This is a genomic window from Janthinobacterium svalbardense (assembly GCF_002327145.1).
In the GTDB taxonomy this organism is placed as follows: domain Bacteria; phylum Pseudomonadota; class Gammaproteobacteria; order Burkholderiales; family Burkholderiaceae_D; genus Janthinobacterium; species Janthinobacterium tructae.
Genome location: NZ_CP023422.1, coordinates 3,588,386 through 3,602,143 on the forward strand (window position 1 = coordinate 3,588,386; position 13,758 = coordinate 3,602,143).

The following is a 13,758-nucleotide window of genomic DNA, read 5'->3' on the forward strand; positions in this document are numbered from 1 at the left end:
GATATATCCACCTGCGACAGGACTTTTCATGACACGTGCCATCACCATACTGACCGAGAACTTTGCCGATTGGGAAACCGCCCTGATCAATTCCACGGCGCGCCTGTATTACGGCTTTTACACGCAGTTCGCCACGCCGGGCGGCCTGCCAGTCACCTCGTCCGGTGGCATGCTGGTCACGCCGCAACTGGCGCTGGAAGAGATTGTGCTCGATGAACTCGATTTGCTGATGGTGTGTGGCGGCAGCCACTGGCAAAGCGGCAAGGCACCCGACCTGGGCCCCTTGCTGCGCGCCGCCCGCGACAACAATATTGTGCTGGCCGGCATTTGCGATGGCACCCGCGTGCTGGCGCAGGCAGGCGTGCTCGACAACGTGCGTCACACCTCCAATTCCGCCGCCAATCTGATGGACACCGGCTATGCGGGCGCCGCCCTGTACCAGGACGTACCGTGGGCCGTGGCCGACCAGCGCGTCGTTACGGCACCGGGCACGGCGCCCGTCAGTTTTACGCGGGAAGTGCTGCGCAGCCTGGGCATTCACGACGACAACCTGACGGCCTACCTGACCATGCACGGGGCCGAGCACGGCAAACCTCCCGTCGCCTGATCTCGCTCCTTGGCACGCAAGTTCTGCCGCCCGTCGCAAAGGGGTGGCAGAATCCGCTCAACTTGATTAAAGTGCATCCCTTATCTGGCCCCCCCGGAAGGATGCGATGCGACGCCTGAAATACCTGCCAGCCTGCCTGGTCCTGTTGTGCTGGACGCCCCTTGCGCTGGCCCAGCCCTCACCCCTGTTGACACCGGAGCAGTTGCGCGCCGACTTGCGCTTCATCCAGCAGTCGATCGCCGCCACGCACCCGCAGCCGAGCTTTTCCGCCGATCCCGCCGCCGTGCGGCAAGCCTACAAGTACATTGCAGAGCAAATGCAGGCACCGCTGTCGCCGGACCAGGCCTGGCGCCTGCTTGCCATGCTTAATCCCCTCTACGCCGACGGCCACCTGGCCCTCACGCCGGCCGGGCCGCTGGTGCAAAGCCAGGCTTTCCTCGACGCGGGCGGCAGTTTCTTTCCCTATGAAGTGAGCCTGGATGCCAGCGGCGCCCTGCGCATCCGCGCGCAGCTGGGCGGTGCGCCGTCGCCGCTGCAAGGCATGCGCATCACCAGCATCAATGGCGTGCCGGCTGAGCAGATCGTTGCCGACTTGCTGATCCGCTGCCACGGTGACACGGCCGCGTTCCGCGCCAGCCTGCTGTCGCTGCGCTGGCCTTTCCTGTACTGGAAAGTACTGGGCGCGCCGGACAACTATGCCTTACAGTTTGACAAAGGCCAGCAATTGACCGTACCAGGATCCAGCGCCCTGCCCGCCTATCTGGCCGGCAATGGTAGTTTCGCACAGCAATTCCGTTTCGAATTGCTGCCCCGCAAGGCTGCATTGCTGACCATCAATACCTTTGCCTGGCCGGACAAGCCCCAATTCACGGCGTTTACGGCCGATGCCTTCCGCCAGATGCGCGAGGCAGGCGTGCAAACCCTGCTGATCGACGTGCGCGCGAATGGCGGCGGCAACGACGACATGTGGATCGATGGCCTGCTGCGTTATATCGCCGACAAACCTTACCGCTGGGCCTCGACCTACCGCAAGAAAGTCATCAAGGGACGCGAGAGCGCGAGTGAAAAGCTGGGCGACGTCATCGATGGCGAGATCACTTCCTGGCAGCAGCCCCAACTGGACAATCCGCTGCACTTCTCGGGCGCCACCTATTTGCTGGTGGGCGGCCGCACGTATTCTTCCTCTGTACTTCTGAGCAATGTCATGCAGGACTTTGGCTTTGGCAAGGTGGTGGGAGCGGCGGGCCAGGCACGCACGCGCCAGAGTGGCGGCACGCAGCGTTTCGTGCTGCCCAACACCGGCCTGGAACTGGGCGTGCCGCGCCTGCTCTTCCAGCGCCCGTCGGGCACGGGCGGCCCCGCCCTCCTGCAGCCGGATATCGTGCTGCCGGACAGCCCCTACAATGAACGCGAACTGATCGAAGCCCTGCTGGCGTTGCCGGCCCCGCCGGCCTAATCGGCACCCAGCACGCGCAGGCGTTCCACGGCGTGCGTGTTGCCCGGATTCAGCTCCAGCGAACGGCGGTAATGCGTGATGGCCAGCGCCGTGGCGCCATCGGCCTCGTACGCTTCGGCCAGGCTATCGTGGCCGTTCGCCCCTTGCGGGTACAGTTGCACGCCCAGCTGGAAGACGGCGAGCGCCTGTTTCGGCTGCTGCCGGCGCAACAGGCGGTAGCCCCAGGCATTCAAGTCGTCTTCGGTGGGCGCAGACAGCCCGTGCTGGCGCCGGATGGCCGCCAGTTTCTTGTCCAGCCCGTCGAAACCAGCGCTGGCCGCCTGCTGGCGCAGCAGGTGCGCCGCATACGCGCCGCCGCGCTGCTGGCGCAGGGCGGGAATATAGAAGCCGGCGACGGTATCGATCAGCTGTTCTGGCTGGCCACCGGCCAGGTTGCTGAGGATAATGACGGCCAGCCCATCGTCCGGATACACATAAAAGGCAGAGCGCGCGCCGCCGATGCCGGCCACGGCGCGATGGCCAGCGCGGCCGATGCTGGGCCAGCCCAGCGCCCACGGCGCCGGCTTGCCGTCATTCAAGCTGGTCGGCTGCCACAGCCGCGCCACGCTGGCGGGCGCCAGCAAGCGCCCCGACTGCAGCGCGATGAGCCAGTTCGCCAGTTCACCCGCATTGCTGTTGATGCCGGCGCCCGCGCGCATGAACACGGGAAAGTCTTCGATCACGTTGCGGTAACCGTTGCCGCCCCGGTCCAGCACGTAGGAACTGGCCTTATTGGCGACCACGTCCTTCGCGTCGCCAAAGCCGCTGTGCGGCATGCCGGCCACGTCAAACTGCCGGCGCTGGATGAAGGAAACAAAGGGCTGACTACTTTGCCGTTCGATCAATTGCGCCAGCAACACGTAATTGGTCTGGTTGTAGCGGAAGCGTTCACCTGGTTTTGCCTCCACCGGCAGCGCCTGCACGGCTTGCCAGGCTGCATCGGTGTCGTCCGGCTGCGGCCCCACCAGCTTGCCGCTGCGCTGGTCCAGCACATCGGGCAAGCCCGAAGTATGGTTGAGCAATTGCGTCACCGTCACGGCTTGCCAGGCTGAAGGCAAGCCCGTCAGATATTGGCCGATGGGCGCCGCCAGGTCGATCTTGCCCTCCTGCACCAATTGCATCACGGCCACGCCGGCAAATGCTTTCGTTGCCGAATTAATGGAAAACAGGCTGGCGTCGGTCACCCGTACGCCGTACTGCAGGCTGGCCAGACCGAAATTGCGCTTCAGCACGACCTTGCCCCCTTGGATCACCGCCAGTTGTAGCCCGGGAATCTGGCGCTCCTGCATTTCACTGCGCACAAAGGCGGCAATCTCCTGTGCCGCGCGCGAGGCCTGGGATGGGATGGCAGTGGTGGCCATGACACCAGCGGGGATGGCAGCTAGCGCCATGACGAGCAGGACGGAAGGAAGGCGTGGATACACTATGCGGCTTTCGGCAGTTGAAAACGGAATCGCAGCATCCCATACCTGTTTATCAACGTCAACGACAATCTTGCCGGTTAGAAAGTTACTCTTCCAGCCACACGTCTTCATAGCCTTCGCGGTCGAGAATGAATTTGGCGCCGCTGGGCAAGGCCAGGTAATCGACCACTTGCGGCAGCATGTCATGCAGGTGTTCCGCATGCAGGGGCTGGTAAAAGCCGCTGGCGTCGTCGTGTTCGCCGCAGTGGATGAACCAGCTGATGGTGCCGTTTTCTGGCAGCACGATGCGCGTGCCGTAGATGGGCGATTGGTCCAGGCTGCCGATGGCCAGAGCCACCATGGGCTCGGGCGCCTGCGCCGGCAAGCCGAATTTGTCGCAGATGCGCTGCTGTGTTTTGCTGATCGGTACGGTCATGCTGCCCTCAGGATCCGATGTATTGATAATGGAGGTGCAGCGCGCCATCGTGGCCGGACATTGCCAGGTGCAAGATCGCTTCGCCCGGTTTGCCATCGGCCAGCAACAGGCATTCCAGACCCAGCGGCCCGCAATCGGTGCCATACACATCGATGGCGGGACGGCCACCCTTGCCCGGCACAAAGGCCTCGGCCAGCGGCGCCAGAGACAGCGCCTGGTTCGCCGCAAAATAGCTGTCGAGCATCTCGATGATCTCGTCAGCCGCCGCCGGCGACAGACGCCAGTCGCGTTGCAGTGCAACAGGATCGCGCCGGTCCAGCGTCTGCACGAAGGCGGCGGCTTGCGCGTATGCCAGTTGCCGCAGGTTGTCTGTAATGTCCATGTCCATGTCCATGTCCATGCTGCGACTCCTCTCTCTTAAGCAGGCGCCATTATAGTGCAGCACCCCGCAAAAGCCCCATCCATTCCCCTCAAAATCTTCCGCATGCACCGCGATAGTGCGGCGCAATAATATTCCCGTCATCCTGATATTTTAATACTGCAATCATAATTTATCGATTGATAATAACATCGGCGCATTGCGTGATATTTGGTGATTATTATAAAAACATAATCTCGCGCACAATTCAATTTCACGTTGACGCCTAAATGTTGTGGCGCTAATATCGTAAAGCCATTCACCGTGGCCGACAGCTCAAGCCGTACTTAACCATCACAAGAGGATAGTACAATGCAAAACCAACCAAAATTGTTCGCTTTCAAGCTTGCTGAGAAAGAGATATCAACCCTGCCTACGCCGCCCACCGAATGGAAAGTACGCACCGGTGTCGCCGTCGCCGGTTGCAGCGAAGTCGACCGCTTCCAATACCGCTACTCTTCCACCATCAATTCCCGCGATACCGGCCAGTTCTGCTGAGCGCCGCACCAGCATCCATTCAACTCATGGAGGGAATGTCATTTAATTCCCGATGCAAACACGTTCGCACCATTTGCGACGCAGTTTTCCCGTGCGCGCCATTCATATCGATTGAAATCTATTTTTGAAATTTTCAATTTATTGGTTGACGCGGCATTTTTTAAAAATTAGCATTTAAAAGCCAAATCAACTGGCACGCAAAACAGGTCGTACTTAACCACCACAAGAGGATAGTACAATGCAAAACCAAACCAAATTGTTCGCATTCAAACTGGCTGAGAAAAAGGTACAAAAACAGGCGGTGGCCGCCACCGCCTGGAAGGTGCGCGACGGCGTCGCCGTGGCCGGCTGCACCGCAGTGGGCACCAATGATCAGTATCGCGACTCTTCGCGCCTCAAACCGAACGACAGCGGTCAGTATTGCTGATCTTAGCAGCGCCCTGGCACCTCGCCCCTGGCGGGGTCTATTTCATCTCGACTTTAATGCATCAACGCCAATTGCGGCGCAGTGCTTCCCTGCGCGCAGCATTCATTGAAATATTGATCTTGAGCGTTTATCGATTCACGCATCGTTAATTGAAAATTAATATGCAAAAGCCTGCACCATTGGCGATCCATACAAGCGGCACTTAACCACGACAAGAGGATGACTATGCAAAAACAGAATCAAACCAAGCTGTTTGCTTTCAAACTGGCCGAAAAGGAAGTGAGCAAGGAAGTCAAACAACCATGGCAGGTGCGCGATGGCGTAGCTGTGGCCGGCTGCACGTATTACGGCGATCCGGAAGATTACAATCTGCGCGACAGCTCCCGCTTTGCGCCCAACGATACGGGCGTGTACTGCTAATACCTTAGCCAGCTGAAAGCCTTGCCACGGCAAGGCTTTTTATTTTCCTTCGCCGCAGGACCCTGAATGCATAAAAAGGTATTGATTATCAGCCATAGCGGCGATTTGCATGCCGACCTGGTCACCCCGATCCTGGCCGCGCGCGGCCATGCTCCCTTCCGTATCAACCTCGACGCCTTTCCCCGCGACTACCAGTTGTGCCAGCGCCTGCAGGACGGCCGCGCCAGCGCGCGCCTGCGCCGCTTGCCCGATGGCGACTGGCTGGACTTGCAGCAAGTGGGCGCCGTCTGGCTGCGCAAGCCGGCCGAGTACGCCTATGCCAGCGCCGACCTGGCGCCGCAGGAACGCGCCTACGCGCAACTGGAAACGGAGCAAGCCATCTTCAGCGTACTGTATGCACTCGATTGCTACTGGCTCAGCCATCCGCTGGCGCTGCGCGGCGCACAGTGGAAAGGCGAACAGCTCGCGCGGGCCGCGCGCATGGGCTTTCGCGTGCCCGCCACCTTGATTACCAACGTGCCGGACGACGTGCGCGCTTTCCGCGCAGCCGTCGGCGGCCCCATCATTTTCAAGAGCATGTCCACGCCCAGCTTGGCCGCCGAAGCGGTCGGCGACGTTGACAGGGTCAGCGCCGGGATCGGCACCACCATCGTTGACGACGCCATGCTCGATAGCCTGGACGCCGTCAGCGAACTGAGCTGCCAGTTCCAGCAATATATCGCCAAGCAATACGAATTGCGGATCACCGTGATCGGCAAGCAACTGTTTGCCGCGCGTTTGTATTCCCAGGATGATGCGCGCACAGCCATTGATTCGCGCGACATGTCGGCCCCCATCCGCTATGAAGCAGCGACCTTGCCGGATGACATACGGCAACGCTGTCTCGATTTCGTGCACAGCTATGGCCTCGAGTATGGCGCGATGGACCTCATCGTCACGCCCGACGACGAGTATGTTTTCCTGGAAAACAATCCTGTTGGTCAATTTTTGTATGTGCAACAACTGGTGCCCGCCTTGCCCCTGCTGGAAAGCGTGGCCGATACCCTGATCAAAGGAGCCGTATGCCGCAGCCAGACCTGAGCCAGATTCCTCTTCATCTGCGCGAACTGGAGCAGGTGCGCGACAGCCGGGCCATCGTCCTGGCCGCCTCGCACCTGGACATGGAACTGCTGCCCGCCCTGTATGCGCTGTGCCAGGCTATCGGCCCCGTGGCGCGCCTCGACGTGGTGCTGCACGGGCGCGGCGGCATCGTCAACGCGGCGCGCCGCATCGCCATTGTGCTGCGCCAGCATGCGCGCCACCTGAGCTTTATCGTGCCCTTCCACTGCCAGTCAGCCGCCACCTTGCTGGCTTTGGGCGCCGATGAAATCATCGCCGGCGACCTGGCCCTGTTCTCGCCCATCGACCCGCAGCTCGATGGCGTCGACGGCGGCGCTTTTTCCAGCCTCGACATCAAGGTTTTCGGCGACATGGCGCAGCAGTGGTTCGGCGTCGATGCCAGCGAAGCGCGCCAGCAATCGCTATCGCTGCTATGCGGCAGCATCTTCCCTCCTTCCCTGACGGCCTTTTACCGCACCACCCTGGAACTGGCGCAGATCGGCGAGGAGTTGCTGGCGTGGCAATTGCCCGATGCCACGCCCGAGGCGCGGCGCGCCATCGTCGCGCAGCTGGTGACGGGGTATCACTCGCACAACTATGCCTTGACACGCGAGGAATTGGCCCAGCTGGGCTTGACCATGGCGCGCGATGCCCACGCCGAACGTCTGGGCTGGGCCATCTCGACGCAATTGCAGGCGAACGTGGGCGGCGCCCTGCGCAGCGCCCCTGACGAAACGTGGAACGATGCCCTGCTGGCCTCACGCGACGGCGTGCAGCTGCGGCGCCAGCGTCCGGGCGGCTTCGCGCCCCTGTGGACCACGCAAGCGCGGGCCGCATGCTGACGCCGCTGCTGGCCGCGCTCGTCACCGACGCGGCTCGCTGCTTCATCGCCTTCCTGCTGCTGGCGGCAGGCGTGGGCAAGCTGCGCAGCTACGGCGCCTTCCGTGGCAACCTGGCCACCTCGTTCGGCGTACCGCCCATCCTCGCCAGATGGGCGGCACCGGCCCTGATAATGGCCGAATTATCGCTCTCATGCTGGCTGCTGGCGAGCACGCTCCTGACGGACGGCACGCACCTGCCCATGCTGCTGTCGCTATTGCTACTGAGCACGCTCACCGCCGTCTTGGCCTACCGCTACTTCACGCACAGCGTGGTGCGCTGTAGCTGCTTTGGCGAAGCGGCGCGGCCCGTCTCGCCCTACGACCTGCTGCGCAACGTGCTGGTGGTCGGCATCAACGGCGCCTACTTTGCGCTGGCGCAGGAAACGCCATTGCCCGTGACCACCAGCGTGCTGGCCGCCGGCCTGGCGGCCATCGCATGCGTGGCCATTATTTCCCTGCACGACATCGCCACTTTGGCAAAGGCAGACTGATGGATTCCACGACCTTGCAACTGGTGCTGGCGGCGCTGGCGTTCGCCGTCGCCGGCAATATCTGGCTCAGCCTGGCCGTGCTGCGCGCCAGCCGCCGCGAACGCATCGCGCCCACGGCGCTGGTGCCAGGCGAGCCCCTGCCTGCCGTGCAAGCCCGTCCGCTGACTGGCGGTGTGCGCTTCCAACCGGGCGCCAGCGGCCAGGCGACCGTGCTGTTGTTCCTGGCCAGCCGCTGTCCGAAATGCGTAGCCAAGCTGGCCGGTGTCGAACAGCTGCTGCCGTTGGCACGGGAGGCGGGCCTGACCCTGTGGCTGATCAGCGAAGAGCCGGCCCGCCGGCTGCGCGCTTTTTTGCCCGGCAACAGCCTGCGTGCAGCCACGGCGCAGCTCGCGCTGCGCGACTACCGGCGCCTGAATCCGCTGATGAGTTCGCCCTCCTATGTATTCGTCAATCACCAGGGCAACGTGGAAGCGGCCGGCCTGATCGGCGACGAAGACTGGCTGGCCCTCGTCGGGCAACTGAACGCCGAACCCTCGCAGGAGCGCGCCGCATGAACCATCTGCACTTCGGCCCCCATTTTGAACGCCTGCGCCTGCTGCATCCCGTGCGCTGGCGTATTGCCGCCGGCCTGCTGTGCATGGCCCTCACCGTGGGCGCGCAGCTGGCCTTTCCGCAAGCCATCGCGTATTTCATCGACAACGTGGCCGCCCTCACCCGGCGCGGCGTCACGCCAGGCATGGTGGCTGCCATGCTGGCCTTCAGCCTGCTGTATGCGCTGGCTTCGGCCGCGCGCTTCTATCTGCTGCAATCGAGCGGCCACATGATCGTCATGGGCGTGCGCCGGCGTCTGTTCGACGTGGTGATCAACCAGCCCATCGCCTTTTTCGACAAGCACCATGGTGGCGAGCTGAACAGCCGGCTCACGTCCGACGTATCGGCCTTGCATGAAAGCCTGACCATCGGCGCGGCCAATGCCCTGCGCTCGCTGTGCGTCTTTGCGGGCGGCATCGCCATGCTGCTGCATTTGTCACCGATGCTGAGCCTGCCGCTGGCCCTGTTCATTCCCATCAGCCTGTATCTCGGCAAATTATCAGGCAGCAATTACCGGCAGCGCGCGCGGGCCATTTCAGCCAGCCTGGCCGCCAGCGGCAAGGTGGCGCAGGAGTATTTTGCCCATGCGCGCCTGGTGCAGGCCTTCAACCAGCAGGGCGGCGCCATGGCCCGCTACGCGCAAGCCATGCGGCAACTGCTGGACGTATCCCTGGCCGGCACGCGGCTGCTGGCCGTGTTCCAGGGCGCGCAAGGCTTGCTCGCCTTCGTGGCCCTGCTGACCACGCTGTGCTTCGGCGCCCACCTGATTGGCCAGGGCCGCCTGAGCGTGGGCGAGCTGACGGCCTTTGTCATCTATGCCAGCATGGTGACGGACACGGCCGGCGCCATCAGCGAATTCTGGAACACCTGGATGCGCACCATGGGTTCGACCGATCGCATCTTCGACATCCTGCGCAGCCACCGTCCCGTACCCGACGCGGCACCGCAGCCGCCGCTGGCGGGCCACATCGCGCTGCGTGAAGTACGCTTTGCCTACCCCGAGCGGACGCAAGCCACGGCCCTCGACGGCGTCAGCCTCTCCATACGCGCGGGCGAAAAAATCGCCCTCGTAGGGGCGTCCGGCGCCGGCAAGTCCACCATCGCCAGCCTGGTACTGGGCCACTACCAGCCCGTTACGGGCAGCCTGCACTTCGACGGCATTGATGCGCGCGTGCTGGGCGTGGCGCAGCTGCGCCGCCAGATGGCCGTGGTGGAGCAGGAACCGGCCCTGTTTTCCGGCAGTATCGCGGACAATATCACCTTTGCCGTGCCGGACCGCCAGGTGACGCGCGAAGAGATGCTGGCGGCGGCGCGCCTGGCGCACGCGCACGACTTCATTGCGGCCTTTCCGGATGGCTACGAGACCCTGGTGGGCGAACGGGGCGTGCAGTTATCCGGCGGACAGAAACAGCGTATCGCCATCGCCCGCGCCATCCTGCGCGCGCCGAAAATCCTCATCCTGGACGAAGCCACCAGCGCACTCGACGCCGCCAGCGAACAGCAGGTGCAGCGCGCCCTCGATACCCTGATGCAAGGACGCACCACCATCATCATCGCCCACCGCTTTTCCACCATCGTCAAGGCGGACCGCATCATCGTCATGGAGGACGGCAGGATATGCCAGCAAGGCACGCACGCCGAGTTGCTGCGCGCGGGCGGCCAGTATGCCAGGCTGATCCAGCAGCAGCTGTCACAATTCCAGCAGTTGCATGACAGTACGGCAACCCTGTAAAGTGGGCGACGATGAAAAAAACCTACCATGGCAGTTGCCACTGCGGCGACGTGCGTTTCGCGGCCGAGATCGACCTGGCGGCCCCCAGCCTGCGCTGCAATTGTTCCTATTGCCTGAAAATCCGCTGCTGGGCCAGCCTGGTGCCGCCCACGGCTTTCCGTCTGCTGGCCGGTGAAACGGACTTGAGCGAGTACCGTTTCGGCGCCGGCCGCGAGCGCCATTATTTTTGCCGTCATTGCGGCGTGCGCCCCTTTGGCCGCAGCGATTCTGTGCGCAGCGGCCCGTTTGTCGGCATCAGCGTGAACTGCCTCGACGATGCTGCGGTGGCCGAGCTGGCCCAGGTGCCCGTCACCTTTGTCGATGGCTGGCATGACGAGTGGGACACGCCGCCGCAGGAAACGCGGCATCTGTAAGGCAAGAAGGACTGCAGGGAAAGGAGATACGGGGGGCGCCATGTCGCGGGCGGCCAAGATAAGCATGCGCTCCCCGTTGTCTGGATCGGCATTCTGGGCGATAATTACGCCCATGAACGATACCACCACCTTACCCCCATTGCCCGATCGCCTGTCGATCGACCCTAGCAGCCCTTACCACGTTGCAGCCGTGTTCGAGAACGACGTCGGCATCCGCTTCAACGACAAGGAACGTCTTGACGTGGAAGAATATTGCATCAGCGAACGCTGGATCAAGGTCGCTTCCACCAAGTCGCTGGACCGCCGCGGCCGTCCGCTGCAGATCAAGCTGAAGGGCAAAGTCGAAGCATTTTACCGCTAAGCAACGCCTACAGCTGTCATCGAGGCCGATTTCCATCGGCCTTTTTTACGTCTGCAGGTATTGCTCAGCCTGCCGATCCAGCGGCCGGCGGCGGCTGGTAGGCGCAAAAACCGGGCCACTGGTCGCGGCTGTCGCACACTTTCAGGCAGCCCTTGTTATCCTTGAAGGTGGCGACGACCTTGATGGGGAAGCCATATTTGGGCGTGCTGGCCAGGAAGGCGGACGGGCAGCTTTGCTCGTTGCTGAAGCGGAAAGTGATCTCTTCGCGGCGGCCCTTGCGCTCAAAGCTCAGCATGAAGGTTTCATTGCTGTTCCATTGCGCCTTGCCCGGCACGCGGAAGCGGTAGCGCGGGCTGCCCGGCTGCTGGCCTTCAAGTTTCTGGCCGAAGACGCGGCTGCTGGCCGTGGCCGTCTCAACCTTGGCAACGGGATACACCACGGCAAACATGTAGGTGCCGGCAAAACCCTGGTCGAAACCGAGGCCCTTCTGGTAGAACGGCACGACGATGTGCGGCGCGCCCGCGTATTCCACGGTATTGCGTGCCGTCACGCGCGACGTCAGCTTGTCATCGGGCACTTGCCCGAAGACCACATCCAGTTCCAGCAACGCTTGTTGCTTGTCGATATCTTGTGCCAGATAATCCTTGGGGAACATTTCGCCGTGCACGCAGCCGGCCAGCAGAGACGCGGCAAGGCAGGCGCCGATGATGTTGTAGTGTTGTTTCATGGCTGTTTTCCCTCCGGCGGCGCGGAGCTGAGCCCAAGGCCCGTCACTTGCCAGCCATTCTTGCCTTGTTTCCATTGAAATTGCTGGCCGAACCAGGCCAGTTCCAGTTCGCGCCGGATGCGGTTTGAATCCATGCGGCCCTGGCGCGCCTTGATGGCGGCGCCCGCCTGCTCGGAAGCGAGCTTCGAGAGTGGTTCCAGCCACCGATTGTACGTGTCAGGCGGCAAGGCCAGCACGCCGGCCACGCCGTCGTCGCGCGTGGCAACGAGCACTTGCAATGTAGTCAGCTTCCTGGCGAGATAGGCGCCGCGCCGCCCGTCTGGCGAAACGGAGACCAGCATGGCGGGCGCGTAATCGCCCGTAACGCCGCCCGGCACGTCAAACCACAGCAGTTCGCCCGTGCCCGTATCGAGCGCGCGGCCGTCGCGGGGAAACAGCAGTACCTCGCTGCGGCCCGGCTGCGGCACGCCCCATTCGGGGTCGCGCTCCGTGCGCACCATGCTGTCGCGCTGCATGGGACTGATGGGGCGCATCAGCGGTTCGCCATTCTGCACGCCGATGAGGATGGTGCCCTGGCCCGTATAGCCCTTGGTAAACGCCAGCAGCATGGGCTGGCCCTCGCGCGTGGCTTTGAGGGGCCGCACTTCCACCACTTCGCGCGCGCCGCCGGGGTAATAGCCCTGCTTGCGGAAAGACAAGGTGACGAGCGAGTCGAAGCGGTCGTTGGTGACGACGAAGTCGCCGTACTGTCTGGTCACCGGCACGTAGGGCGTTGGCGTTTGCGCTTGGGCGCCGGGCACGAAGGCGGCAGCCAGGCTGGCGGCAGCCGCCAGGCGGCGCAGGGGGAAAGAAAGGGACAGCATGGCATCCTGTAAAGGTCGCAAGGTGCGAAGGAGGCATATCATAGACGATTCCCCGCCAGCAACACTGTCCGATAGCCAACATCAATGGCGCTGGATTTCGATCAGCTCGATTTCGAACAGCTTCGGCCACAGTTTGCCCGTGACAAACAAGCGCTTGCCGCGTGCATCCCAGGCGATGCCGTTGAGCACGGCGTCGGGATTGGCCGTGCCCCGCTGCCCGGGCGGCAGCAAGCCCGTCAGGTCGATCCAGCCCACCACCTTGCCGCTGGCCGGGTCGATACGGGCGATCACATCCGCGCCCCACACATTGGCAAACAGTTCGCCGTCGACCATTTCCAGTTCATTCAGGCGGTCGATGGGGCGGCCTTCCGCCTTCACTTCGAAGCGGCGCACTTCCTTCAGGGTTTGCGGATTGAGCATGCGGATGGCGGACGTACCATCGCTCATGTAGACAAATTTGCCATCGCTGGCCAGGCCCCAGCCTTCACCCTGGTAACTGAAGGTACGCTTGAGTTTGAAGGTTTTCTGGTCGAATACATAACCGGTCTGCGCCATCCACGTCAGGCCCAGGATGTCATCGCCTACGTTCGTGATGCCTTCGCCGAACACTTTTTTGTCGAGCATGCTTTTCTGCAGCACTTTGCCCGTCGTCAATTCCACCTTGCGCAAGGACGACTGGCCATGCTGGCCCGTGCTTTCATACAGGTGGCCATCCTTGAACAGCAAGCCCTGGGTAAAAGCCTGGGGGTCGTGCGGGTAAGTGTTCTTGACGAAATAGCCATACACGGGAATGGCGGCCTGGGCATAGCCCATTTCGCTCATCAGGCCCACGGTGCATAACAATCCCAGCAGCAGCGAGCCGGCGGTGCGTTTGATTTTGGCGTTGAGGTTCATCTG

The 13,758-nt window shown here is 62.6% G+C and carries 18 protein-coding genes; 12 read left to right on the forward strand and 6 right to left on the reverse strand.

The genetic code is table 11. The features are described 5' to 3' along the window. Positions 1–28 precede the first annotated feature (28 nt). On the forward strand, positions 29–607 hold the full coding sequence (locus tag CNX70_RS15840; protein ID WP_096235481.1) for a type 1 glutamine amidotransferase family protein: 579 nt from the start codon (positions 29–31) through the stop codon (positions 605–607). Between the two features lie 106 nt (positions 608–713). Then, the gene (locus tag CNX70_RS15845) at positions 714–2,063 is read left to right on the forward strand and encodes a S41 family peptidase (protein ID WP_096235482.1); all 1,350 of its coding nucleotides are present in this window, start codon (positions 714–716) and stop codon (positions 2,061–2,063) included. On the opposite strand, the gene CNX70_RS15850 is transcribed toward CNX70_RS15845, so the two are convergent. The 3 genes from CNX70_RS15850 to CNX70_RS15860 form a co-directional block, all read right to left on the reverse strand. Beyond that, complete coding sequence (locus CNX70_RS15850) at positions 2,060–3,463, reverse strand: serine hydrolase domain-containing protein (protein ID WP_208624427.1); 1,404 nt, start codon at positions 3,461–3,463, stop codon at positions 2,060–2,062. The two genes, CNX70_RS15845 and CNX70_RS15850, sit on opposite strands and share 4 nt — an antisense overlap. Positions 3,464–3,611: 148 nt before the next feature. Then, positions 3,612–3,941 (reverse strand): immunity protein Imm33 domain-containing protein, encoded by a 330-nt coding sequence (locus tag CNX70_RS15855; RefSeq protein WP_096235484.1) that lies wholly within the window; start codon positions 3,939–3,941, stop codon positions 3,612–3,614. A 7-nt stretch (positions 3,942–3,948) separates the two neighbouring features. Then, on the reverse strand, positions 3,949–4,341 hold the full coding sequence (locus CNX70_RS15860) for a hypothetical protein (protein ID WP_096235485.1): 393 nt from the start codon (positions 4,339–4,341) through the stop codon (positions 3,949–3,951). Between the two features lie 330 nt (positions 4,342–4,671). Here CNX70_RS15860 and CNX70_RS15865 point away from each other — a divergent pair, with 330 nt between their 5' ends. The 10 genes from CNX70_RS15865 (at position 4,672) to CNX70_RS15910 (ending at position 11,271) form a co-directional block, all read left to right on the forward strand. Continuing rightward, positions 4,672–4,857, forward strand: coding sequence for a hypothetical protein (locus CNX70_RS15865; RefSeq protein WP_096235486.1), 186 nt, complete (start codon positions 4,672–4,674; stop codon positions 4,855–4,857). A gap of 238 nt (positions 4,858–5,095) precedes the next feature. After that, positions 5,096–5,284, forward strand: a complete 189-nt coding sequence (locus CNX70_RS15870) for a hypothetical protein (RefSeq protein WP_096235487.1) — start codon at positions 5,096–5,098, stop codon at positions 5,282–5,284. Between the two features lie 225 nt (positions 5,285–5,509). Next, positions 5,510–5,704, forward strand: a complete 195-nt coding sequence (locus tag CNX70_RS15875) for a hypothetical protein (RefSeq protein ID WP_096235488.1) — start codon at positions 5,510–5,512, stop codon at positions 5,702–5,704. 66 nt (positions 5,705–5,770) lie between these two features. Continuing rightward, a complete protein-coding gene (locus CNX70_RS15880; protein ID WP_096235489.1) occupies positions 5,771–6,784 on the forward strand; it encodes an ATP-grasp domain-containing protein in 1,014 nt (337 codons plus the stop codon). Continuing rightward, positions 6,766–7,644: an SDH family Clp fold serine proteinase gene (locus CNX70_RS15885; protein ID WP_096235490.1), complete on the forward strand. Its 879-nt coding sequence runs from the start codon at positions 6,766–6,768 to the stop codon at positions 7,642–7,644. Before CNX70_RS15880 ends, CNX70_RS15885 begins: the two co-directional genes overlap by 19 nt. Further along, a complete protein-coding gene (locus tag CNX70_RS15890; RefSeq protein WP_157751052.1) occupies positions 7,614–8,174 on the forward strand; it encodes a MauE/DoxX family redox-associated membrane protein in 561 nt (186 codons plus the stop codon). Before CNX70_RS15885 ends, CNX70_RS15890 begins: the two co-directional genes overlap by 31 nt. Next, a complete protein-coding gene (locus tag CNX70_RS15895) occupies positions 8,174–8,728 on the forward strand; it encodes a TlpA family protein disulfide reductase (protein WP_096235492.1) in 555 nt (184 codons plus the stop codon). Before CNX70_RS15890 ends, CNX70_RS15895 begins: the two co-directional genes overlap by 1 nt. After that, entirely contained in the window at positions 8,725–10,497 is a 1,773-nt protein-coding gene (locus tag CNX70_RS15900; RefSeq protein WP_096235493.1) for an ABC transporter ATP-binding protein, read from the forward strand. The genes CNX70_RS15895 and CNX70_RS15900 overlap by 4 nt, the downstream gene beginning before the upstream one ends. A gap of 11 nt (positions 10,498–10,508) precedes the next feature. Next, positions 10,509–10,910 carry a GFA family protein gene (locus CNX70_RS15905; protein WP_096235494.1) on the forward strand — a complete coding sequence of 134 codons (402 nt, stop codon included), beginning with the start codon at positions 10,509–10,511 and terminating at the stop codon, positions 10,908–10,910. Between the two features lie 112 nt (positions 10,911–11,022). After that, positions 11,023–11,271: a DUF3297 family protein gene (locus tag CNX70_RS15910; RefSeq protein WP_010398340.1), complete on the forward strand. Its 249-nt coding sequence runs from the start codon at positions 11,023–11,025 to the stop codon at positions 11,269–11,271. A 64-nt stretch (positions 11,272–11,335) separates the two neighbouring features. Here the strand turns inward: CNX70_RS15910 and CNX70_RS15915 are convergent, their stop codons facing one another. The 3 genes from CNX70_RS15915 to CNX70_RS15925 all read right to left on the reverse strand — a co-directional run bounded on the left by CNX70_RS15915 (position 11,336) and on the right by CNX70_RS15925 (position 13,755). Then, a complete protein-coding gene (locus CNX70_RS15915; RefSeq protein ID WP_096235495.1) occupies positions 11,336–11,998 on the reverse strand; it encodes a hypothetical protein in 663 nt (220 codons plus the stop codon). After that, positions 11,995–12,861 (reverse strand): hypothetical protein, encoded by an 867-nt coding sequence (locus CNX70_RS15920; protein ID WP_096235496.1) that lies wholly within the window; start codon positions 12,859–12,861, stop codon positions 11,995–11,997. Before CNX70_RS15920 ends, CNX70_RS15915 begins: the two co-directional genes overlap by 4 nt. A gap of 81 nt (positions 12,862–12,942) precedes the next feature. After that, a complete protein-coding gene (locus CNX70_RS15925) occupies positions 12,943–13,755 on the reverse strand; it encodes a glutaminyl-peptide cyclotransferase (protein ID WP_096235497.1) in 813 nt (270 codons plus the stop codon). Between the last annotated feature and the right edge of the window lie 3 nt (positions 13,756–13,758).

What these genes read in the sequence shown, in the direction of transcription:
- CNX70_RS15840 (WP_096235481.1), top strand. Translation starts at nt 29, where the DNA reads ATGACACGTGCCATCACCATACTGACCGAGAACTTTGCCGATTGGGAA.
- CNX70_RS15845 (WP_096235482.1), top strand. Translation starts at nt 714, where the DNA reads ATGCGACGCCTGAAATACCTGCCAGCCTGCCTGGTCCTGTTGTGCTGG.
- CNX70_RS15850 (WP_208624427.1), bottom strand. Translation starts at nt 3,463, where the DNA reads ATGGCCACCACTGCCATCCCATCCCAGGCCTCGCGCGCGGCACAGGAG.
- CNX70_RS15855 (WP_096235484.1), bottom strand. Translation starts at nt 3,941, where the DNA reads ATGACCGTACCGATCAGCAAAACACAGCAGCGCATCTGCGACAAATTC.
- CNX70_RS15860 (WP_096235485.1), bottom strand. Translation starts at nt 4,341, where the DNA reads ATGGACATGGACATGGACATGGACATTACAGACAACCTGCGGCAACTG.
- CNX70_RS15865 (WP_096235486.1), top strand. Translation starts at nt 4,672, where the DNA reads ATGCAAAACCAACCAAAATTGTTCGCTTTCAAGCTTGCTGAGAAAGAG.
- CNX70_RS15870 (WP_096235487.1), top strand. Translation starts at nt 5,096, where the DNA reads ATGCAAAACCAAACCAAATTGTTCGCATTCAAACTGGCTGAGAAAAAG.
- CNX70_RS15875 (WP_096235488.1), top strand. Translation starts at nt 5,510, where the DNA reads ATGCAAAAACAGAATCAAACCAAGCTGTTTGCTTTCAAACTGGCCGAA.
- CNX70_RS15880 (WP_096235489.1), top strand. Translation starts at nt 5,771, where the DNA reads ATGCATAAAAAGGTATTGATTATCAGCCATAGCGGCGATTTGCATGCC.
- CNX70_RS15885 (WP_096235490.1), top strand. Translation starts at nt 6,766, where the DNA reads ATGCCGCAGCCAGACCTGAGCCAGATTCCTCTTCATCTGCGCGAACTG.
- CNX70_RS15895 (WP_096235492.1), top strand. Translation starts at nt 8,174, where the DNA reads ATGGATTCCACGACCTTGCAACTGGTGCTGGCGGCGCTGGCGTTCGCC.
- CNX70_RS15900 (WP_096235493.1), top strand. Translation starts at nt 8,725, where the DNA reads ATGAACCATCTGCACTTCGGCCCCCATTTTGAACGCCTGCGCCTGCTG.
- CNX70_RS15905 (WP_096235494.1), top strand. Translation starts at nt 10,509, where the DNA reads ATGAAAAAAACCTACCATGGCAGTTGCCACTGCGGCGACGTGCGTTTC.
- CNX70_RS15910 (WP_010398340.1), top strand. Translation starts at nt 11,023, where the DNA reads ATGAACGATACCACCACCTTACCCCCATTGCCCGATCGCCTGTCGATC.
- CNX70_RS15915 (WP_096235495.1), bottom strand. Translation starts at nt 11,998, where the DNA reads ATGAAACAACACTACAACATCATCGGCGCCTGCCTTGCCGCGTCTCTG.
- CNX70_RS15920 (WP_096235496.1), bottom strand. Translation starts at nt 12,861, where the DNA reads ATGCTGTCCCTTTCTTTCCCCCTGCGCCGCCTGGCGGCTGCCGCCAGC.
- CNX70_RS15925 (WP_096235497.1), bottom strand. Translation starts at nt 13,755, where the DNA reads ATGAACCTCAACGCCAAAATCAAACGCACCGCCGGCTCGCTGCTGCTG.